The sequence below is a fragment of the Serratia sp. H402Y genome, from assembly GCF_051172415.1.
GTDB lineage: Bacteria > Pseudomonadota > Gammaproteobacteria > Enterobacterales > Enterobacteriaceae > Serratia > Serratia ureilytica.
The window spans coordinates 2,397,638-2,418,609 of record NZ_JBPIYZ010000001.1; the positions used below are offsets into that span (position 1 = coordinate 2,397,638).

The following is a 20,972-nucleotide window of genomic DNA, read 5'->3' on the forward strand; positions in this document are numbered from 1 at the left end:
AAGATAACGCGGCATCGTTGACGAGCGGGATGAATTATATTTTTTTGATTCTCATCAATTTTTTAGCCTCCAGGCAGGAAACCAACCCGAGGTGATCTTTTTTTAGCTGCTTGTCGCTCCCAAGAGGAAGAATGACTTTGAACGTTTGCAACTTACCGTGATTATTATAGATATCAAAGACTATCACCGGCGGGCCATAACCCAGGATCATGCAGTCTAAAAACCGCAGAACGGCGCAGCCCAAGCGGCTCCTGGCCTCCCGGATGATTTTATCCGCAAGCTCATCATACCGGAAAGGTCTTTCCGGCGTCGTCAATACCTTCATAAGGTCTCCCTTCTGGTATATATCATTCCGATTTAAAATAATAACCTCATAAAACCGCCACCGTTCAAGGCGAGTGAGATATAAAAACCCAGGCTTCGGCAATATATAATCTAACGATGCAAAATCAATCTAACAAAAAACACAATAGTATAAAAAAACAGCGCGAGTTTTATTGAAAAAATGACCTGATTTGCAATAATGAAATTGCCTGAAGTAAAGGGCTAACTGAAAAAGGAGTTTCAATCATGAAAGAACTATCCGCAGTAGAAATTGAACAAGTTAACGGTGCTGGTTTTTTTGGTGACGTAGGCACACTGATTGGCAGTGCGGTAGGTACAGGTATTGATACCATTTCCGCGATTGCCGGTGTTAACCCGGATGCCAAAACCGTTGTCGGCACCATCGGTAAAGGTATTGGTCTGGCCGTCGATGCGCTGATTTCCAGCGGATTGCAGATCATCTCTAAACTGTAATAACAACTCATAATCATCCCTTCCTATTTTTTAATTCGCTTCATTTTAAGCACCTTCGCGGGTGCTTTTTTTTACATCAAAGAATCAAAAAATAGATAAGGTCAGAAAAACCAATATCCAAAAAAACAAGCTGGGTATCACCATGATAAAAAAACCCATGCGTTTATTGGCGTTTTTGAGCATCCAGTCATAGATCATCGCAACACTCCTTGTGAATACCAGGAGGCATTTCCGCCTCCCGGTCTTTTATCCATCGAGTTTTTGATTACAGTTTCGGCACTTTGGAAAAGAAGTCCGCCATTTCGTGCGGGAACCCTTTCGCAATCGCCGGACGAAGATCGTCCATGGAAACATTAAAATCTTTCGGCTGCTCGCTCGTTTGCATTTTTTGGTGTGCGTTCACATTCGATTGCAGACCATTAAAAATGCCCTTCATATTGCCGAACATATCATCGCAAGATTTTGTCACATTACTCATGACCGACTTGGCCGCATCCGGCCCCGACATTTGAATATTGCTGACGCCTTGCATAAACGGTTGACTCAGCGACGATTGGGAATTGGTGCCCAAATTGCCGCCGGCCTTCATGGTTTCTAAAATTTTGGCTGGATCTAACATGTTTATCACCTCTTTACGGTTGTGTTTACATCGCTTTCGGGCACGAGAATCCTCGCAACGCCCGTGACCAAAGTGGGAAATCTTTCATCGTCGAGCGCAATTCCAGTTTGAGCACGCCCACCACCGACGACATCGACATCGTCAGCTCTCGCCTGTCGCTGGCGAGCGGCACGGGATTGCTGGCGTCGAACATCCGGAACAAGGCCCAGGGCCCGTCGAAACTGGCGACCTGGATCTGGCCGGTGCCGGTGCGGAAGGTGAGTCGAACATAGCTGCCGCCTTTCGGGCCCGGCCAATCGATACGGGTAGGCTGGCTGAAGCCATGGCTGTAGTTAATCACCTGCCCATCGATATCCAGGGTCGCCTCCGTAATGGTCGGCGTCAGGGACAACGGCCTGATGAACATGGAGAAGGACAGCTTGTCGCCGGCGGTGAAGAAGGTATCGCGGATCAGGCGGGCATTTTCAAACGCGCCCAGCGTGCTGGCATTGACGATCCCCTCTGAACCCGGTTTGGCATTCCATTTCTGCGCGTTGACGTCCACATAAGGGGCCAGGTTCTCATCGAAGAACTGCTGCATCGCGCCGCTTTGGCCAAACATGCGCGAGAAGTCCTCGATGCCGACCTCCGCTCTGGCGTTGCGCGAGAACGGATAACGCCCGCTGATGCTGCTCTTGCACAAGCCGGAGGCCAGCGACGAAGCGCCTTTGCTCAGGTTCTTTTGGCTCTGCTGAATAGTCTGGCTGTCCCCGACCTGCAACAGATCCATCATCACGCTGCGCACCGGTTCCGGCTGGCGCGCCGCATCCAACTGCAGACGCTTCAGCGTGCCTCCGGCGGGCACCACCTGGCCGCCGCGCAGCGAGGTGGACAAGGTGGTCAACTGGCTGTACAGCGCTTCGAAACTGCGGCTCAGCGGATCGTTGCTGGCGTTGGTGGTCTGCAACAGCTGATAGCCCAGACGCCGCAGCAGCTCGAAGCGATCTTCCACCGCGCGTTCCGGCGTGAGACGAAAACGCGCGCGCTCGCCGGAAATCTCGCCGAGGATGTCGCGCCGCTGCTGCTCGATGCGGTTGCGCTGGCGATCGAACCAGCTTGCCGCATCGCCCTGGTTGGTGCCGGTCATGCTGGTTTCGCGCGCGGCGAAGCGCACCAGATTGGCCAGCGGGGAAGAAGGGTCGGACAGTTGACGCGCCAGGATCGCCGCATCCTCAAGCCCGTTGACCGGCCGGGCGCGCACGTCGCGCATGAAAGCATCCCATTTGTCGGCATACTCGATGAGGTATAGCTTCCTCGCCTCGTCGGCCAGCTTCTGCGCCGAGGCCAGCGAGTTCACCGCGTTTTTCCCTTCCGCGCTGTCGCGCAGCACCCAGGACTCTTCTTCGATCATGTCCTTGGCGGCGTCATCGAGCTGCGCCAGGAAAACATCGCGATAGCTGGCGCGGGTATAGAACCCCGGCACGGCGGTATCGGTGACCGTCGCCTGGCTCTTGCGGCGCAGCATCAAGGAGACGTTCGGCCCGGCGGCGTCGGCTAACGAAATATCGTTGATCGCCGCCGGCAACGGTTTCTCTTCGATGCGGCGCACCACCCGCACCTGCATCGGAATGTTCATCGCTTTCACCCGCGCCAGGCGCAGCAGATCGCCGTTCATCTTCATGACCGGCGCGTCCGGCAAAGAGAACATCTCCCGCAGATGGTAAGCGAAGATGCCTTTGTTCATGTCGGTGTAACCCTGCGGCATAAAGGTTTCCCAGCGCGCCATGAACCAGTCGACCAAGGCTTCGGCGGAGCGGTGCGAAGGTTCGCCCATCATCAGGTACACTTTCAGGGTGCCGTAGACGTCCTTGTTGGACGCCGAGACATCATTCTTGAGTTCGTCCGCGATATAGTTTTCCACCGCCGGCCAGAAGATCTGCAGCAAATGGCGTTGGTAGGTTTTTTGCGCCGCGCTGTTGATCAGCTTGTGCTCGAAATAGGGATTCGGCACCGGCGACACTTCGCCGCCCAATTGCGCGTTCATGTACCCCAGCTGCTCATAGGCGGAAATGACATCGTCGCTGACGCGGTTAGTCACCGGAATTTCGCGCACGATGCGCTTTGTCTCATCGAAGCGCGCCGCAATGTAGGAGATGTAATCGCTCTCCCACAGGTAACGCATCGCCAGCAGGTTAAACGAGACCGCCAACAGAATGAGCACCAGCACATAGCGGCCCAGGGAGCTCATGCGGCTGCCGAGCGGCCTGGCGTGCGAAGACTGCTGCATCACCCCGCGTTCTTGCCGGGCGTAATCCAGCTCCGGATGGTAAATGCGCCCGGTCGGGCGAGCTTCATAGATATCCGCCGCTTCCGCGTTGTAGATCGCCCCCTGCGGCGGCAAGGCGATGGTGCTGCCCAGCCACACCTGCTGCAGATGGCAGGCGTAGCCCACCGGCGTTTGCGGGAAGATCTGCTCTAACAGGGAATACAGCGGGTTGCCCAGCGACCCCAGCGATTCGGTGAAGAACAGCAGCTGTTGGCGGTTTTGGCCGTCCGGCGCATCGTGCAACAGTTCGAGCACGTGATGGCTGACGCGCGCCACCATCTCCCGGTAGAGGGTTTCATACTGCTCGAAGGGGGTTTCTCCCTGTTCGGCGCGGTTCAGGCTGAAGCCCATGCCTTTTTGCAACAGATCGTCGCCCAGCATGGACAGGAAGGTCTCGCCGCCGACCAGTTGATCGAGGTGGCTGATGGTGAGATAGACCGGCAGCTCGCTGCGGAACCACGAGGCCATCTCCAGCAGGCGAACGCGCAGTGCGTCGGCGACCGACTTTCTCTCCGTCAGCGAGGCGTGCAGCAACCAACGCGCATCCAGACACAGCATGATGCCGTCGATGCCCGGATGGCGGCGATGGCGGCGGATCAGTTTGAACAGAGTGTCGCGCGCCCTGGCACCCTCTTCCCCCAGGCCGTTCAACTGCAGCCATTCGCCGGAGGTGTCGACATACACCGAATTCTCCGCCAGCCACCAGTTGCAATCCTGGGTCGGCCCGACGTCCACCGTCTGCTGCAGGCCATAGTGCTCGGCCAGCAAGAAGCGTTCGCCGCTTTCGCCGATCAGCGAGGTTTTGCCGCTGCCCGGCGGCCCGATGACCAGAAACCACGGCTTTTCGCTGACGTAACGGCGCGTCAGGCGGTATTTGAAGCGCTGCCAAGGGGTGCGCTGCTTCGCCGTGCCGACGTACTGCAAAGTGCGCAAAGCGTCGTAAAAGCGCGAGGTCACGCGATCTCGCTGGGCGGTCTTGCGTTTGGCCGGGGCCGGCGCTCGCGCGTGGCGGAACACCCAGGATAAGAACGTCGCCACGAACGGCCAGAGCGCCCAGCACAGGATCAGCGCGATGATGATGCCCCTGACCCAGACCGACAGCAGCGGCCGATAGGTGCCGATGGCGATCAACGGCCCAATCCACCACACCACCGCACACAGCAGCAAGGCAATCACCAATATGAATGATCTACGTATCATATAATTTCCTTATTATCTCTACGCCGGCGGATGTCTTAGTTATCCTCGGGGACCTCGGCGGCTACCCCTGCCTGATTTAACGTTGCAGACGGTGAAGCCATCTCCCTCTCGCCGATTTTCCAAAGGATGTCCACGCGGCGGTTGCGGCGGCGCCCTTCTTCCGTCGCGTTGTCGTCCAGCGGCTCCTGATCGCCCTTGCCGACCGATGTCACGGTGCGGTTGTATTTACTGTTGGCCAAGGATTCGCGCAGCTTGTCGGCGACCGTCTGCGCGCGAGCCTCGGACAGTTTCAGGTTGGAGTTGTTGGAGGTGTTGCGATACGGTTTGTTGTCGGTATGCCCGATGACCTCCAGATCGCCCGGCCACGGCGCCAGCGCTTCCCCCAAACGCTCAATGTTGCGTTTCTTTTTAAACTCTTCCGACAGCTTCGACTGCCCGGTGGCGAACGCGCCGTCGGAGGTGAAGATCAACAGCCAGCCGCGCGGATCGGCGCGCACCTCCAGCCACCCTTCGCTGAGGATTTGCGGCAGCGGCTGCGGCAGCGTCTCCATGATGTTGATTTTGCGCGGCTGCGGCGGCGTCCAGGCCAAAATGGCGTTGCGCAGCGCGCGGGACTGATCGTGCAGATACCAGGCGGCCGAGGCGTACGCCAGCAGCGCGATGGCCAGGCCGTAGCACAGCAGCTTCAGCGGCGTGATGCGGGTCGCCTTGCGCACCACGTTGCTCGGCTCGGCATCGGCCAGCGTCTGCGTCGGGTTCTGGCTGTACAGATAGCCGTCAAGACGGTTGCGCACGTCGGCCAACAGCACCGCGCCGCGTTCCATTACGTGGTATTGCCCTTCGAAGCCCAGCGACAGGATCAGATCGTAAAACGCCAGGATCTCCTTGTTGCGCGGCGAGGCGGCCAGATAGGCCTGCAGGTGCTCGAAGCACTTTTCCCCGCCCCAGGCGTCGCGATAAAACTCCACCAGCAGGCTGAGATTCAGTTCGCCGGATTCGAGCGTGCTCATGCAGCACTCATCCACGTAGGAGCACAGCAGATAGGCCAACTTGTCCACATCGCTCGGCGCGATGTGATCCGCCAGCAGCGTCTGCTGAAATTGTTGGATCTCGCGCACGATCTGCGCGCGCACCGCGCCCGGATTCAGCTGTTTCTGATCGCGCACCCGCTCCACCTGCAGCAGGACCGGGATAGCGGCGGCGATCAGCGGGTTGTCCCAATGGCCCATCATCACGCCGGGCTTGCTCAGCGCGGCGCGGCCGAACAGCCCGCTCGAGGTCGGCGCCGCCTCGGCCGGGCGCTCGCCCGGCGCGGGCTCGCTGCTTTCCGGCGCAACGCTTTCCGCTTCATAAGGCTTGGGTTCGGGGGGCGTCGCCACCCCGGCGCTTCCCGGCCGCAGCTTGGCGGCCAGCGCCCGCGCGCCGAAGGACAGCGCGGCGATCTCCGCCGTCGTTTTGCCCACCGAACCGGACGCGGGAAGGCGCGGTGTCGCGTTGTTGCGCGTTACCGCCATCGCCTCGCGTATTTTTCTCTCGAATTCGTTCATCCCACCCTCCCTTGCCTTAATCCCCAGACGTCAAAACGCAGGTCGGGGAAATCACCCACGATGCTGAGCGCCATCGCCGAGCCGGCCATCATTTCCTTATAAATCGGGTCGGCATGATCAACCTCGAAATAGATGCTGTTCGGGTAATACGGTATGTGCCGCGGCGGCGAAGCCATCGGCAGCAAGCGAGCGCCCGGTAATTGCAGATCGATCAGCTGAATGATTTTCTCGACCGGCCCCAGTTTGACCTGCGCGGGGAAATACGAGCGCAGATGCTCGATGGACAAACCGCAGCTGACGGCGAACACCAGTTTTTCCAGGCGCAGCTGCGAGTCGTTCGGGCACAGATAAATGCTGTCGCCGCGATCGATAAACGGCAACGCCACCGCCGGCGCTTCGATCACCAGCGACAGCGCGCGGCGAATCGAGGCGAACAGCTGGAAGTAGCAGTTGTGCGGTTCATCGTGCAGATACACCAAATCGGCCCGATCCCAGAGGCGTTCGCCGCCGGGAATGATGCTGAGCCGCCCCAGCAGGCTCAGCAACGTGTCGAACAGGGTTTCAGGATGTACCTGCGGGCTGGCCAGCAGTTGGCTGATGCGCAAATTGAACTCGCTCAAGGTTTGCAGCAGCAGCAGTTCCAGCAGCTCGGAAAGCCCGCCGATCGTCATATGCACGTCCGGGCGGAAAACCGACTCCAGACGCTGGCTGATCAGCCCAAGCAATTCGGTGGTGAAAGCGGGCAGCCAGCCGATGGCGCGGAAATCCAGCATCGGCGGCAAGGCGCGCTCATCCAGCAGCACCCGACGATCGCTGGTCAGCTCGCGCACGAAACCGACCGGCAGCACGCTTTCCGCGCTGCTGACCGCGTCCTCCAGGCTTAGCCGCGTCACCAGGCTGCCCAGTTGCATCGTGCACACGCGCGGGGTCCCTTCCAGGCTGACGCCGTGGTTGCGATCCGGCACCTCGGCGTCCATGGTGCGAAAACGGCTGCTTTTTCGCGCATCCTGGATAAGATCGATCTGGGCGTTGCCGGCGATATCCATCAGCACGGACAGGCACACCACTTTCCCCTGGCAGCCTTCTCCCAGCACCAGCGGCGGCGGCAGCGGAATATCCTCAGGCATGCTGAACGCCGTGCCGTCGGGGAAAACGCCCTTGGCTTTCTTCAGCGCAAACTTGCCCTGTTCCAATAGCCCGTTGTCGATCTCCAGCGTCAGGAACCCCCAGGTGAAGGTTTCGACGCTGCGCAAGCGCGCTTCAATCAAGTGCTCGAAAAAACGTTCCTGCTGCTGGAAATGCTGCGGTTCCATCAACATGCCTTCTACCCAGGCGACGCGTTGTTTAGGTAACATGTCATTCATCCATTTTGTCGTTAGTCACTATGCTGAGTGACGTCATCCCCACCATCACCTTCATTTGCGAATCAGCCTGCGCAGGGGACTTTTGCTCGGCGAGCGGCAGCACGCCGCTGATTTGCTGAAACTCCGCCCCGACGACGACCCATCGCTCTTGCCCCGCCGGCACCTCGAAGCGATAACGCAACGTCTCCCTCGGTTGCAAAATGCTCTGGTGCCGGCTCAGCGCCCCTTCCGACGGCGCCGTCTCGCGGCAAGGGGCGCCGTCGCCAATTCCCTCGGGCATCCACCCCGAGCGATTGGTTTCTATCACGCACACCTTGACCGGCTGCGCCTCCCCGGCGGCATTCGGGTTCACGTTGTCGTTGGCGGTCACCTCGACGTCGATAAACCGCAACCGACGCCCCGCATCCGCAGCCTCATCGTGAGAAAACCAGCTGCATCCGCCGAGCATCCCCACCGCCAACAGTCCCCCTGTCGCAATCCCCCGGAGCGTTTTCACCATGCTGAACTCCTATGCATTAACGAAACATTTGGTCTGGCTCGGCGCGACCTGAGTGCAGACCATGTTGTTGTTGTTCGTCGTGCTGGAATCACCTAGCCGCGTGACCGGCATGCCGCCGGAGAAATACTTACCCGATCCCTGCACCGGCTGCGCCTGGGCCGAATGCGTCCCCGAGGCAGCGCCGATCACTCCGCCCGAATCGGCGGTGGCCACACGAGTGGTGCCGAGGTTTTGTTCATTGCCGCCGGAAATGAAAATGTTAGGCACGTTCGGTATGCCGGTGTTGTTGGGCGAGGTGTTCGGGCCCGGCGCCGGTATCATCGGGTCGCAGCCGGCAAAGCCGATCCCGCCCATGTTGGTATTGGCTGCAGTCATGGTGGTTCACCCCATATGTATCTGGCCACCGTCGATCTTCAGCACCGCCGAAGACTTCAGGGAACCAATTTCACTGTTGATGACGAGGGATTGCCGCGCATCCTGAATGATGTGCTTGGCCAGCACCTCGTCGGTTTCCTCCACCCGCCGGCTCGCGTGCTTGCTGCGCACAAACAGGCGTTGAGAGATTTGGTGCAGCGTTTCGGCGACCCAACGGCTGCTGCGCGTCAGCAGCGTGAAGTGCGGGCTGCGCAGCGTCAGCCGCTTGCCGCCCTGCAGCTCGATCTCCGGCGCCACGATGCGCAAGTTGGCGCAGCGGCTGTCCAGCGTCATGACGGCGTTCGCCTGTTGCCGCGACAGGATCTCGGTGATGACCAACTTGTCGCCGTCGGCGATGACGCAAACGCGATCGCCCGCCAGCGGCTGAACCAGACAGCTGGTGGCGACCGCCAGACAATGGGCGCGCATGCCGTCGACATACAGACCGCCGTTGGCGTCGGCCGCCAGCGTCACCACCTTGCGCCCCCCTTGTTCGGGAAGCGGAGCGCTGCGCACCAACTGCAAAGGCGTCACCCTGGCGTTGGCATAGACCTTCTGATGCTCTCTTCTGGATTTATACATATCTGCTTACTCCTGTTGGCCGTTGATACGACGGTTGCCGCGGCCCCGGTTGTTGATGCGCATACCAGGCGTCGATCGCGCTCAAGAACGGATCGGCGGTAAGCGGCACGTTTTCGGCGCGATGACGCTGCGCGCCATGCAGGCGAGCGCTCTGTTGCTGAGCGGCGGTCAACGGCTGTTCGATCAGGTTCGCTTCCCGCAGTTCGGCCTGCTCAAGATTGGCTAACGCCAGATCGCACGCCCTGAATTCCGCTTGCGGCAAGATGGCGCGCCCCCAGTTGGCGCCGCCCATCGCACATTCGCTGAACCGGGCCTTCTGCCCCTGCGCCAGGAGCAGCGTCGCGCGCTCGAAATCGCAGCGCAGCGCCTGCGCTTCAGCGAAGATCGCCGAGGTCAGATCGCTGTCAGCGAACGAACACCCCTCCAGCTCGCTGCGGTGAAAACTGGCACCCTGCAGCTGTAGCTGAGCCAAAGTGCAGCCCGACAGGCGGCAGGTGAACCAGATGCGCGCCTGCCCCGCGATCGTCTGCCAGCTGCACTTCTCCAGCTGACAACTGCCCATCACCTGACGATCCAGGGTCGACGCCTGCCACAGGCACTGCGTGAGCTGGCAGGCGTACCAGTTGGCGTCCTGTATCACGTCCTGGTGAAACATCAGGTTGGTCAGGGTGCTGGACTGCACGGCCAGATGCCCCAGGCTGCTGCGTTCAATTTCCGCGCCGTTGACCTCGCACCGGATCAAACCGCAGTCATCCAGCAGACAATCGCCGACGTAACACCCCTGCAGCGTGGTGTCGTTGCACGCCAAATTGCACAGCAGCCCCTGTTGCAGCGTCAGGTTCTCAAACCGGCATTCGTTGAAGGACAGGCGCATCAGGCTGCCGCCGACCACGTTGACCTGCTGCAGGGTGCAGCCCTCAAAGCGCACCGCCCGCAAATCACAACCTTCAAACGTGACGCGTTCGAAATGACAGTCGATGAAAAAGCAGTCGCTCAGCGTCAACCCTTTCAGCTCGCGATCGTGAAACCGGCGTTTCTTGAAGATCCGCGGCATGGGCGGCGTCTGCGCCACCGCCTGGGCGACCTCCAGTTCGATCGCCTCTCGGTCAGGCAGCGCCTGTTGAATCACGCGGCTTTCAGTTTTCATGCGCATAGTCCCCATGAATGATTCTGCGCGGCACCCAACACGCGCGCTCCAGCAGACAACCGCTGAACCGCGTGCCGGCGTCCTGCCAGGTCATCGCCAGATGCGCCGCCGCCAGATTGCACTGGTCAAATTCCGCATCGCGCAGATCGGCGTTATAAAACAGGCCTTGCTGAGCGCTGCTGTTTTGCCAACGTGAGTGCGTCAACAGGCTGTCTTTAAACCGCACGCCGGCCAGATCGCAGCCGGCGATCGCGCAGGCCGTCAGATCGGCCTCGTCAAAGTTGCATTCAGTGAAAACGCTGTACAGCAGTTGGCACCTCTCCATGCGCGCCGCTTTCAATCCCACTTTGGTGAAACAGCTATCGCTGAACACGGCGTGGGAAAAGTTCGCCTGCATGCCCGCCGTCAGGCTCTCGACGCGGCAGCGTTCGAAGCGCACGCCGCGCCAGTTGCCGCCAAGGAACGAGTTTTTGGTGAGCGTCATCTCCAGCGCAACCGCCTCTTCGGCGAGACAGCGGTTAAACACACACGCGTCCAGCTCGCCTTGCAGAAACTGCGCGCGGATCAGCGTCGCGCCATTAAACATGCCGTTGCCGATGGCCGCGTGTTCAAAGCGGCTCGCGGTGAAATCGCCCCTCTCGAAAACGCAGTTATCCAGCTTCACGTGGTCGGCGCGCAGGCCTTGCCCCTGAGGCTCCGCCAGCGTCACCCGTTCGAAGACCGCCTCTTGCCACACGCTTTCCGCCAGCAACGGCTTTTGCAGCGTGCACGAGATCATGCGGATCTGGCGCAGCGCCGCCTGCGTCAAATTGACCGCATCAAAAACGCAGTTTTCGAAGGTGCAGCCGTCGAGGGAAGCCTGCGAGAAATCGCAGCGCTCAAAGCGGCACTGCAGAAAATGCCGGCCCGACAGCGCCTCGCAGCGCAAACCGGTGAAAGTCTTCCCTTCCACGGTCGCGCTATCGGGGAAAAACGCGTCATTGCCGTCTTCAGCGGGAAGATCCGGCAAATCGGGCAACGTCACGGAAGCGGGCACCGCCGCCGCTTGTTGCTGGTGCAAGGCGATCGCCTCGCGGATGCGTTGATAGAACACGGCGGAATCGCCCAGAGAGGTGGGCGACGGATCGTAACGCAAATCGCTGGGGTGATCCGACACCGCCTGGATGACGTTCAACCCCATCTCCGCCGGCATCAGATCCGGATCGAACAGAAACTCAAAGGGCGAGGCGTCATCGTCGCTGCGCTTGCGGAATACCTGTTGGAAATAGTCGAACGAGCGCGGCGCATCGCAGCGATCCAACGCCAGCATGACGGACTCGATGGACTCGTCCAGCAGATGCGTCAACGGCGCATTGCCGGTGAAGATAAGCAAAGCGATGCCGCTGTCGGGCAGGAACCACAGCGTTTTGCGCTGCAGCTCGATTTCCTCGAGGCTGTCGCTATCGTGACGGCGGATGAACGCCCGTCCGCGCACCGCCGGCAGCTCGCCGCGAATCGCCTCGCTTTGCGCGCCGACGCCCTGCAACTCGAAGGGCACCCGATCCGGCCACGCCGCTTCCGGCAACCACTGCGCCGGCGGCGCCATCTGGAAATAACGCCGATCGATATTGGCCGGCAGCCCGGGGAATGCCGTCTCGAGATAGGCTTTGCCGGCGATCTGGCCCGCCACCTTATCGATGTGCGCCTTGCGCAGCGCAAACTCGTGCGGCACCGGCGCCGGCGCCGCCAGCGGAGAGCGCTCCTGCGCGGTCCCCTCGGCGGACAGCGTCATCAGCAGCGGCCGCAGCCCGTCATTGCAGCCGCGGCCAAACGGGTTCTCCTTGTTGTCTTTGCCGCCCCAGGCGGAGGTGTGATCCAGCGGCACGCTGAGGAAGGGTTCCACCTCCATCGCGCCGCGCCGTCCCTCGCCCTCGACCCGCCAACGGCGCTTCAGCCCGCCGATGTCGGCGCTGACATTCAGCGTTTTCACCGGCTGACCGATGCCGGCATGGCCGGCGATCAGGTATTCGGCGAACGGCTTCGGCTCGGCAACATCCAATATCGGCAGGCTGAGCGGCACGCGCTTCCATGCCTCCCAGATTTCGGCTTCGTTCACGAAGTGCTCAGGCCGGGACAGGTAGCATCCGGCCACGACGCTGATGCCGAGCCGGCTGTCTGTCCCGATCTGGTAACTTCCTTTAATCGCCACCAATTGCTGTGGCCGTATGATTCTCATTGCCGCGCCTCGTTAGTTTTTGCTTTGCATCCCGACTTTTTTCAAATCGACGCCGGTCTCGGACAGTGACGCGCCGGTATAGCTGATCGACACCCCTGTCGTGCTGGTGCTGCTGCCGGTATTGCTGACGCTGCTGCCGGTATTGCTGACGCTGCTGCCGGTGCTGCTGACGCTGCTGCCGGTGGTGCCGACGCTGCTGCCGGTGGTGCTCACGCTGCTGCCGGTGGTACTGATGCTGCAGCCGGTGGTGCTGGTCGACGATCCGGTGGTGCTGATGCTGCAGCCGGTGGTGCTGGTCGACGAGCCGGTGGTACTGACACTGACGCCGGTAAAGCTGGTGCTGCTGCCGGTCTGGCTGGTGCTGACCGTGGTGTAGCTGTTGCTTTCGCCGGTCATGCTGTTGCTGATGCTGGTGAAGGAGTTGCTTTCGCCGGTCATCGAGTTTGATACGCCGGTGCAGCTGGTGCTCTGCCCGGTGAACGAGGTGCTCAGCCCGGTGAACGAAGTGCTGACGCCGGTAAATGACGTGCTCACGCCGGTGAACGAGGTGCTCACGCCGGTAAACGAGGTGCTCACGCCGGTGGCGGTGAGGCTGACGCCGGTCATCGACGCGCTGACGCCTTTAATCGAGGCGTCAAACCCGGTAATGCTGAAGACGTAATCCTTGTAAGAGACGTGGTTGGTGAACCAGTCGGTAAAGGTGCGGCGGATGATGTCGAACTTGTCCATTCCCACCTCGGTGGCCTGGTTGCGCTCCACCGTGGTTTGCAGATCGCGTTCGGCATGCAGCATGACGCGTTCGTTGTTGCGGTTGTCATCGAAGGTCAACTGACTGGCATGCTGCGGCTTGCCGAAGCGCAGCGAACGCGACACCATGCCCGAGTAGTTGATGTATTCAGGCAACTGATAAGGCGGCGGGTTGTCGCCGTTATACACAATCCCGGTCACCATCGGACGATCGAGATCGCCGTCGACATAGGTCACCAGCACTTCCTGACCGACGCGCGGCATGGCGATCACGCCCCAGCCTTTCCCGGCCCAGGCCTGCACCACGCGGATCCAGCAAGAGCTGTCTTCCTCGGTGGTTTTGTAGCGATCCCAGTGGAAATGCACGCGGATGCGCGCAAATTTGTCGGTATGCACTTCGGAGTTGGGCGCGCCGACCACGGTGGCGCTCTGGATGCCCGGCATCTGCGGCTTTGGCGTTTCGCGCAGCGGGCGGAACGGCACGTCGTCGTTCAACGCATTGAAACGGCAGGTGACGTTGCGGCCGTCGCTGCTGCTGTCCGGGCCATCTTGCACGAACACATAGTCGCAGCGAGTCAGCTTGAAGCGGCGGTTGCGGTTGGCGTCCGGGTGCAAAATCAAGGAGAAATCCTTGCCGGCCATCAGCCCGACGGCGTTGCTCTCGCCAAACAGCAGATGGCCGTCGCTTTGCATTTCTTCAAGGCGCAGCCGCGCCAGGTTTTCACCGCGTTCGGTATCCACATAACCCGCCGCGTAGTCATACCACTCCAACGGGGTATTCTGCAGGCCGAGGCGGCTCTCTTCCACCTTGGTTTGCAGGTTCTTGCGCGGGTTCTGGAAGTCAAAGTCGCGCAGCACGATTTCATTCGGGCGCACTTTGCGGGAGCGCTGGATGCGCTGGATCCCTTCGCGGATGGCGCGGTTTTCTTCGCTGTCCGGCATGAACGGCAACACGGCGTAACCGAAATCCAGATCGTCGAAATTCTGCCGGTCGGTGATCACCAGCGTGTGTTTATCCTCGGCGTGATCGAAGTAATACCAGATGCCTTCGTCTTCAAGCAGGCGGCTGATAAACGCGAAATCCGTTTCGGAAAACTGCACGCAATATTCACGCGTCGGATAGGTGCCTTGAATATCCAGACGGTAGTCGGCAAAACCGTAGCGCGAGAAGATTTGCTCGATGATGTCGAGCACGTTCAAATCCTGGAAAATGCGGCTGTTGCGGTTCTGCATCAAAAACCACAGCCAGGTGCTCAGCTCCAGCTTATAAACGAACTTATCCTGATGCTGCCCCGAATCGGAGGCGCCGATCACGTAAGCGTAAAACGGCCGCGCGCCGAAATCCGGCCTTTCTATTTGAATGCTGATCCCTTGACCCAGCAGAGATTCATAATCAACGTCCGCCTGTTCACATTCGAATTCGAGCGTATATTGCGAGTTGCTCGACAACCCTTCTTTGGTGGTGAAGCTGAGTGGAAACGCATTTAATTCGGCTAACACCGGGTTATCAATTTCGATTAAAGGCATAACAACCTCTCTGATCCGATATCGAACCCCGCCCCGCATTTGCGGGCCGGCGGCAAATTAAAAATCAGTCGAAATAAACACTTAAACTATCGTTCTCGACCATGAGTTGGATATTCTGCAGTTCCTGTCCCGTCCGTTTGCGCTGCAGCACTTCATTGCTGATGGGCGGCAAAATCGCCTGCTGCAGCAGCGACTCGACCGCTCTGCCGCGCGAAGGATGGGCGCTGATGCGTTTGGCTATCCAGCCTGGAATGTCGCCTTCCAGCACCAGCGACACGCCCACTTCTTTGTGCAAACGCTGTTGTAAACGCGAAATCTGTTTGGTGGCGATATGGGTTATCGCTTCGGTAGAAAGCGGCACGTAGGGAATGACGTTCATGCGCGCCAACAGCGCCGCCGGGAAGAAGCGCGCCAGCACGTCATGCAGCATCGGCCGCAGCGCTTCGGTTTTCAGATCCGGCGTTTCCGCCAGCGTCGCTTCTATTTCGCCGGCGCCGATATTGCTCGTCATTAAAATGAAACACTGGCGGAAGCTGATCATGCGGCCCTCACCGTCTTCCATCACGCCCTTGTCGAAGACTTGATAAAACGCCTCGTGGATATCGGGATGCGCCTTGTCGAATTCGTCGAGCAAGACGATGGAATAAGGTTTGCGGCGCACCGCCTCCGTCAACTTGCCGCCCTTGCCGTAGCCGACATAGCCCGGCGGCGCCCCTTTCAGGGTGGAAACGGTATGCGATTCCTGAAACTCGCTCATATTGAAGACGATCAGGTTATGCGCGCCGCCGTACATCGCCTCCGCCAGCGCAAACGCGGTCTCCGTTTTGCCGACGCCGCTCGGGCCGGACAGCATGAAAACGCCCAATGGCCGATCGTGCGCCTGAATGCCGGCGCGGGAGATGCGCACCGCCTGCGCGATTTCATCGATCGCCGTCTGCTGGCCGAATATCTGGCGGCTCAGCAGTTGGTTGAGATTGAGCGCATTGTCCAGATCGCTTTGCAGCATGCGGCCGGTGGGGATGCCGGTCCAATCCGACAACACCTCCGCCACGACGCGGTCGTCCACCCACGGATACACCAACGGCAGGCCGCCGTCTTGCAAGGCTCCCAGCTCGGAGGCCAACTGCGGCAAGCGCTCCGGCGACTGCCGCTCGGCGTCGAGCAAGGTGGTGACCGCCTGTTGCTCCTGCGCCTGCCGCTGACGCAGCGCATCCAGTTCACCTTCCATGTCGCTGAGGGTCTGCTGCAATTCAGTGATGCGGGTAAGCGCCAGATCGTCGAATTTGCTTTCCTCCTGCAGGCCGTTCATTTCGGTGCGCTTCACCGCCAACCCGGCCTCGAGCGACTCGATTTTTTCAGGCAGCGCATGCTGGCTCAGCGCCACCCGCGCGCAGGCGGTGTCCAGCAAGCTGATGGCTTTGTCCGGCAGTTGCCGCGACGGCAGATGGCGCAGCGACAAATGCACCGCCGCCTGCAGCGCCGACTCACGGATCTTGACGCTGTGGTGCTGCGCAAAATGCGGGGCGATGGCGCGCATCATGTTCACCGCATTCTCTTCGTCGGGTTCAGAAACCAACACGTACTGGAAACGGCGCGTCAGCGCGGCATCCGGCTCGATGAACTGTTTGTATTCCGACCAGGTCGTCGCCGCCACCATGCGCAGCGCCCCCCTGGCCAACATCGGTTTCAACAGGTTGACGGCGTCGCCGGTGCCGGCCTGCCCGCCGGCGCCCACCAGCGTATGCGCCTCGTCGCAAAACAGGATCACCGGCACCGCCGAATGCGCGATGGCGTCGATCAGCGCTTTCAGGCGCGATTCGAATTCGCCCCTCATGCTCGCCCCGGCCTGCATGCGCCCCAGATCCAAAGACAGCAGCCGAGCGCCCTGCAGCAGCGGCGGCACCTGCCCCTGGGCTATCTTGCAGGCCAGCGCTTCCGCCACCGCCGTTTTACCGACCCCGGCTTCGCCCACCAAAATCGGGTTGTTCTGCCGGCGCCGCAGCAAGATATCGATCACCTGGCGCAGCTCCGCTTCGCGGCCAATCACCGGGTCGATTTCACCGTCGCGCGCCTGGCGGGTCAGATCGGCGCACCATTTATCGAGAATATCGACCGTCTCGGACGCCTCAGGCGCATCGCCGTGGGCGCTGTAGACCTCTTCTTCCTCTTCCTCATGCTCGACGGACTCCGCCAGAATCGCCGGATAATCGTCGAACAGCTGCGGGATCGGCAGTTTTTTGAACTCGTCGCTCAGCCGGTACAGGCTGCGCTGCAACGTGGGATCCTGCAGAATGCCGACCAGGATATGAATGGTGCGCACCCCGCCGGACGGCGTTTCGGCGAGCTGGCTCATCAGCAGCCCTCTTTCCACCACCGTTTCCAGTTGCGTCGACAGATCCACCACCGCATTCGTCCGGTTAGGCAAGGTATGAAGAATGCGATCCAACGCATCGCTGATGCGCTGACTGTTGATGGCGTAGTGCGCCAGGATCATCGGCAAGTCGCCGCGTTCCTTGTCCACCAGGACTTTCAGCCAGTGTTCCAGCTCCACGTATTCGTGCCTGAAGGTTCGGCACAGCTTGGTCGCTTCGACGAACGACTGATAGGCAAAGTGGCCCAATCGCGAAAAAAGACGTTCTCGTTGATACACCTTAAATTTCCTTATATTAAGTTGTTGATTGATAAACCAGCTGCCTAAACGTCCCTGTCTTAGGTTTCAGCCAGCTGTCTTTACTCAGCGACTTGCCGCCCAGCTGCGCCGCCATGCCCGGCTCCGTGGCAATCAGCAGGCTGACATCCAGCATCAGCTGATGGCTCGTAAAGTCATGACAGATGCTCACCAACGCCTGCAGCCGCCGGCTGCCGCGCTGATACTGCTGATACTGCGGGGCCCCCAGCGGGCCGATCTGAATATGCGCGCCGTACTGGGCATCGAAAAAGCGGCTGCCGATGCGCGTGCTACCCAACTTGCCCAGCTTTTGGCTGTCGCTTTGCTTGCCGTCGTCGATCCACTTGGCGTAGCGCGGCGTAATCGTGATGGGAACGGCGAAATAGGCCGCCAACATCTTGTTGAGCTGCCGCAGCGAGCGGCGACCGGGCAGATAAGTGCCGGGGTACGCCTCGCGCAGGCGCTGGATATGCGGGTTCACCGTCAGCGCCGTATCGACGCCCACCGTCTGGCGCAAATGGCGCAAGAACGGGTTTTTATCATCGTCATGCTCATGGCCGATCATCGCCTTCAGCTGCGCCCAGGCCCGGTAGTGCAATACGGCGAAGCGCTGGCTGACGATGCCGACGAACTGCTGGAACGCCTGGTTGCGTCTGGCGATGACTTCGGTGCGCGCGTGCTCTGTCACATGGATCGGCAGCGGGCCGTAGGGGGCGAACATGCCGAAATGCCGCGCCTGAATCAGCACTTGCTTAGGGCGCTGCACGATAGAGGCGATTTCACGCGAAGCGAACGCCATATCCGCCGGCTGGGTAATGCAGAGCCTTTCGCGGCTGCGATCGTTGGAGACGCCGAGCCGCGGCGCATCCGGCTGCGCGCGTTCGATACGCCGCAGCAGCTCGAAAAAATCCTGTCGATTGGACAGCCCGCGGATTTCGGCCTGGCCCGCGCTTTCGCTTTGCGCCCCCGGCGTCGGCGCCGGCTCCAACGAGAGCGCCGTTTCACGCATCAACGACATATCAGCCATAGTAGAGCGCCCCCCAGTCGGCGTGGGTTTCCCCATCCAGCAACAGCTTCATGCTTAACGTTTGGTTCAGGTCGCCGTATTGGCTCAACGCGTGGTGCAATATTTTGCCGAACAGATAGGCGCCGTGGTCGGCATGATGGTTGGCGCTTAAGTTGACGGCGATCTCGGCTCCGCGGATCCAGGCCAGCGGCCCCGGCCCCTGATTGCGTTCGAAATGGTGCTCCACCCAGGCGTTTTTAATGCTGGCGATGCGCTTGCGCTGGCTGGAGTCATCCTGATGGCAGAACAACGACAGCCAGTCGCGCAACAGCGCCGAACAATCCTGAACGTCGGGGCGCGCATGGCGCAAAGGATTGGAGGCCAGCATCTGGATCGCCTGCCACGCCTGGCTGATGTTCGGCACCGCGACCGGGTTGCTCGGGTAGCGGACGATCTCCACCTGGTGGATCGGCATCGCCGTTTCCAGCTGGAAATGTGGCTGCTGAAGGTGCGCCGGCACCAGATGCCGTTCGCATACCAGCGCCTCGACGCTGAGCGACGTGATGTCGTCGATGTCGATGCCGCTTTTGCCCGGCGAGATGGCGATGAAAGTATCTTCGTTGGGCAGGTGCGGATTATTGTACTTGGAGGGCGACGGCTCCCGGCGACGGTGCAGCGTATAACCGGCCGGCTCCCGCTCGCAGTCGTACTGCACGTCGGCCTGCAGTGAAGAGAAAATCACCGGGTTGCCGTCGGGCAGCATGCCTTTCACTTGTTTTACGCTGTGTATCTCATACAGCGAGGTGTTCAAACGATCGACCACCAGCTGGTGCTCCGTGCGCTCATCCGTCAGCAGCACCGGCGAGCAATGGCGGCGATACAGGTTGATGACCGGGGTCGCGAAAAGATGAAAATCCCTGGCGTTGACGCGACCGATCAGAGTGAGTGGGCGTTGCTCCAGCGCGAACAAGATCTCGAACTCGTGAACGCGTTCACATTGGCGCAGAAAATCCTGCACGCCATGCAGCTCCAGGCTGAAGAAGCGGCTTGGCGCGGCGAAGTATTCGCGCATCAGCCGGTTGCCGGGCAGTTCCCCCACCACGGTGGGCAACAAGGCTTCTTCATCGCTGACGCCGCCCAGGCGCAAGCTGTCCGGCGGCAAGACTTTGACGATTGGCCGGTCGTCGCTTTTCGCCCAAAGCACGATGCGCAAGGTGCGATTAAGCAACGCGGCCAGCAGTTGATTGGCCCGCACCGTATCTTCCGCCAGCGTCAGGTGCAGCGGCTCGAGATCCAGCTCCGAGACGGGAAGCACGCCGTGCGTCGTCAGGCATATCCTGACGTAGGCCGAGCAATCCTGCATGTGTCTGGCGGCGCCGTCAGGCAAATGGTGCGGCGGCAAAATCTCGCATTCCGCCAGTGAAATCTCAACGGGCTGTACTTTAATATGCCGCGCCGTGGTGAACGTGGCGGGTTTGTTGTTCAGCGAGATATCGTTGAGGGTCATGCGGCTCCCGCGCGGCAGGTCAACCTGGCTGTGCCACTGGGGAAAAGAGAGATCGGGCTTAATCGCGACGGTGGCGATCGCGGGAACCGGCGTATACCACAGCGGCGCCAGGCGTGAGAGCATTTGCAGGGCAAATTCCGGCTGCTCATTGTTCAGCTTTTCCTGGATGCGGGTGCAAAGGAACGCGGAGCCCTCCAACAGACGCTCAACGAAAGGATCCAGCACGCCGTCGATATGCATGCCTAAATGCTGGGCGACCTGGGGATGAGAAGAGGCGAACTGACGACCGGCCTCGCGAAAATAACGCAGCTCATCATTATATAATTGGAGAAAGCGCTCACTGAACATAGTCACCCCTATTAATCAAATACGTGTACGGCGCCACAGGAATAATCAAGAGCGATGCGCAAATTAACCAGCATTTCGTCACCCGGTAATGAGCAGGTGCCATAAATATCGAATAAAATCGCCAGCACATACGATTGGCGTTCATTCACTACAGGCACCACACGAATCGTTTTCGGATCCAGACGCGGCTCAAACGAAGTAATGATTCTTTGTATATGTCTCGCCAGCGTTAACGGATCGGTATTAATCGGTATGCGTTGGCTCAGCGACGGCAGGCCATAATTCAATACCGAACTTTCGCTGTGCGCATAATCATGAAGTTTCAAATCAGCGCTGCGCGATGCGTCATTCAGTAAAAATTCGATATCACGCACCAAAACACGCCGCCAATTATCGGCGCTGGCGCTTTGATGTCTCACGCTGAGCTTATCGAATAGCATGGGCAATGACGCTTTCATTTAACACCTCGCGATAAGGCT

General features: G+C 59.9%; 16 protein-coding genes. 1 reads left to right on the forward strand and 15 read right to left on the reverse strand.

Annotated features, from left to right (window positions below):
- Nucleotides 1-34 precede the first annotated feature (34 nt).
- Nucleotides 35-325 (reverse strand): hypothetical protein, encoded by a 291-nt coding sequence (locus ACSBQS_RS11680; protein ID WP_004935318.1) that lies wholly within the window; start codon nt 323-325, stop codon nt 35-37.
- Nucleotides 326-570: 245 nt separating this feature from the next.
- On the opposite strand from ACSBQS_RS11680, the gene ACSBQS_RS11685 reads away from it, so the two are divergent.
- Nucleotides 571-798, forward strand: a complete 228-nt coding sequence (locus ACSBQS_RS11685; RefSeq protein WP_004935320.1) for a hypothetical protein — start codon at nt 571-573, stop codon at nt 796-798.
- 265 nt (nt 799-1,063) lie between these two features.
- Here the strand turns inward: ACSBQS_RS11685 and ACSBQS_RS11690 are convergent, their stop codons facing one another.
- From ACSBQS_RS11690 to ACSBQS_RS11755, 14 genes are all read right to left on the reverse strand, one after another.
- Nucleotides 1,064-1,417 (reverse strand): DUF6277 family protein, encoded by a 354-nt coding sequence (locus tag ACSBQS_RS11690; RefSeq protein WP_033632662.1) that lies wholly within the window; start codon nt 1,415-1,417, stop codon nt 1,064-1,066.
- 25 nt (nt 1,418-1,442) lie between these two features.
- On the reverse strand, nt 1,443-4,922 hold the full coding sequence (gene tssM / locus ACSBQS_RS11695; protein WP_033643653.1) for a type VI secretion system membrane subunit TssM: 3,480 nt from the start codon (nt 4,920-4,922) through the stop codon (nt 1,443-1,445).
- 35 nt (nt 4,923-4,957) lie between these two features.
- A complete protein-coding gene (icmH, locus tag ACSBQS_RS11700) occupies nt 4,958-6,469 on the reverse strand; it encodes a type IVB secretion system protein IcmH/DotU (RefSeq protein WP_033643654.1) in 1,512 nt (503 codons plus the stop codon).
- Nucleotides 6,466-7,824 (reverse strand): type VI secretion system baseplate subunit TssK, encoded by a 1,359-nt coding sequence (gene tssK, locus ACSBQS_RS11705; RefSeq protein WP_021505816.1) that lies wholly within the window; start codon nt 7,822-7,824, stop codon nt 6,466-6,468. Before tssK ends, icmH begins: the two co-directional genes overlap by 4 nt.
- Nucleotide 7,825: 1 nt before the next feature.
- A complete protein-coding gene (locus ACSBQS_RS11710) occupies nt 7,826-8,332 on the reverse strand; it encodes a type VI secretion lipoprotein TssJ (RefSeq protein WP_033643655.1) in 507 nt (168 codons plus the stop codon).
- A gap of 9 nt (nt 8,333-8,341) precedes the next feature.
- A complete protein-coding gene (locus ACSBQS_RS11715) occupies nt 8,342-8,707 on the reverse strand; it encodes a PAAR-like domain-containing protein (RefSeq protein ID WP_033643656.1) in 366 nt (121 codons plus the stop codon).
- Nucleotides 8,708-8,713: 6 nt separating this feature from the next.
- Nucleotides 8,714-9,328, reverse strand: coding sequence for a DUF3540 domain-containing protein (locus ACSBQS_RS11720; RefSeq protein WP_033643657.1), 615 nt, complete (start codon nt 9,326-9,328; stop codon nt 8,714-8,716).
- Entirely contained in the window at nt 9,321-10,475 is a 1,155-nt protein-coding gene (locus ACSBQS_RS11725; RefSeq protein ID WP_434990584.1) for a pentapeptide repeat-containing protein, read from the reverse strand. Before ACSBQS_RS11725 ends, ACSBQS_RS11720 begins: the two co-directional genes overlap by 8 nt.
- Nucleotides 10,465-12,690: a DUF2169 family type VI secretion system accessory protein gene (locus ACSBQS_RS11730; protein ID WP_197666016.1), complete on the reverse strand. Its 2,226-nt coding sequence runs from the start codon at nt 12,688-12,690 to the stop codon at nt 10,465-10,467. The genes ACSBQS_RS11725 and ACSBQS_RS11730 overlap by 11 nt, the downstream gene beginning before the upstream one ends.
- Before the next feature lie 12 nt (nt 12,691-12,702).
- Nucleotides 12,703-14,964, reverse strand: coding sequence for a type VI secretion system tip protein VgrG (gene vgrG, locus ACSBQS_RS11735; protein WP_004935351.1), 2,262 nt, complete (start codon nt 14,962-14,964; stop codon nt 12,703-12,705).
- Between the two features lie 64 nt (nt 14,965-15,028).
- Complete coding sequence (gene tssH, locus ACSBQS_RS11740) at nt 15,029-17,614, reverse strand: type VI secretion system ATPase TssH (RefSeq protein WP_033643660.1); 2,586 nt, start codon at nt 17,612-17,614, stop codon at nt 15,029-15,031.
- A 16-nt stretch (nt 17,615-17,630) separates the two neighbouring features.
- Nucleotides 17,631-18,659 (reverse strand): type VI secretion system baseplate subunit TssG, encoded by a 1,029-nt coding sequence (tssG, locus tag ACSBQS_RS11745; RefSeq protein WP_197666014.1) that lies wholly within the window; start codon nt 18,657-18,659, stop codon nt 17,631-17,633.
- A complete protein-coding gene (gene tssF / locus ACSBQS_RS11750; RefSeq protein WP_004935363.1) occupies nt 18,652-20,493 on the reverse strand; it encodes a type VI secretion system baseplate subunit TssF in 1,842 nt (613 codons plus the stop codon). Before tssF ends, tssG begins: the two co-directional genes overlap by 8 nt.
- Nucleotides 20,494-20,504: 11 nt before the next feature.
- On the reverse strand, nt 20,505-20,951 hold the full coding sequence (locus ACSBQS_RS11755) for a type VI secretion system baseplate subunit TssE (RefSeq protein ID WP_015378391.1): 447 nt from the start codon (nt 20,949-20,951) through the stop codon (nt 20,505-20,507).
- Nucleotides 20,952-20,972 lie beyond the last annotated feature (21 nt).

What these genes read in the sequence shown, in the direction of transcription:
- ACSBQS_RS11680 (WP_004935318.1), bottom strand. Translation starts at nt 325, where the DNA reads ATGAAGGTATTGACGACGCCGGAAAGACCTTTCCGGTATGATGAGCTT.
- ACSBQS_RS11685 (WP_004935320.1), top strand. Translation starts at nt 571, where the DNA reads ATGAAAGAACTATCCGCAGTAGAAATTGAACAAGTTAACGGTGCTGGT.
- ACSBQS_RS11690 (WP_033632662.1), bottom strand. Translation starts at nt 1,417, where the DNA reads ATGTTAGATCCAGCCAAAATTTTAGAAACCATGAAGGCCGGCGGCAAT.
- tssM (WP_033643653.1), bottom strand. Translation starts at nt 4,922, where the DNA reads ATGATACGTAGATCATTCATATTGGTGATTGCCTTGCTGCTGTGTGCG.
- icmH (WP_033643654.1), bottom strand. Translation starts at nt 6,469, where the DNA reads ATGAACGAATTCGAGAGAAAAATACGCGAGGCGATGGCGGTAACGCGC.
- tssK (WP_021505816.1), bottom strand. Translation starts at nt 7,824, where the DNA reads ATGTTACCTAAACAACGCGTCGCCTGGGTAGAAGGCATGTTGATGGAA.
- ACSBQS_RS11710 (WP_033643655.1), bottom strand. Translation starts at nt 8,332, where the DNA reads ATGGTGAAAACGCTCCGGGGGATTGCGACAGGGGGACTGTTGGCGGTG.
- ACSBQS_RS11715 (WP_033643656.1), bottom strand. Translation starts at nt 8,707, where the DNA reads ATGACTGCAGCCAATACCAACATGGGCGGGATCGGCTTTGCCGGCTGC.
- ACSBQS_RS11720 (WP_033643657.1), bottom strand. Translation starts at nt 9,328, where the DNA reads ATGTATAAATCCAGAAGAGAGCATCAGAAGGTCTATGCCAACGCCAGG.
- ACSBQS_RS11725 (WP_434990584.1), bottom strand. Translation starts at nt 10,475, where the DNA reads ATGAAAACTGAAAGCCGCGTGATTCAACAGGCGCTGCCTGACCGAGAG.
- ACSBQS_RS11730 (WP_197666016.1), bottom strand. Translation starts at nt 12,690, where the DNA reads ATGAGAATCATACGGCCACAGCAATTGGTGGCGATTAAAGGAAGTTAC.
- vgrG (WP_004935351.1), bottom strand. Translation starts at nt 14,964, where the DNA reads ATGCCTTTAATCGAAATTGATAACCCGGTGTTAGCCGAATTAAATGCG.
- tssG (WP_197666014.1), bottom strand. Translation starts at nt 18,659, where the DNA reads ATGGCTGATATGTCGTTGATGCGTGAAACGGCGCTCTCGTTGGAGCCG.
- tssF (WP_004935363.1), bottom strand. Translation starts at nt 20,493, where the DNA reads ATGTTCAGTGAGCGCTTTCTCCAATTATATAATGATGAGCTGCGTTAT.
- ACSBQS_RS11755 (WP_015378391.1), bottom strand. Translation starts at nt 20,951, where the DNA reads ATGAAAGCGTCATTGCCCATGCTATTCGATAAGCTCAGCGTGAGACAT.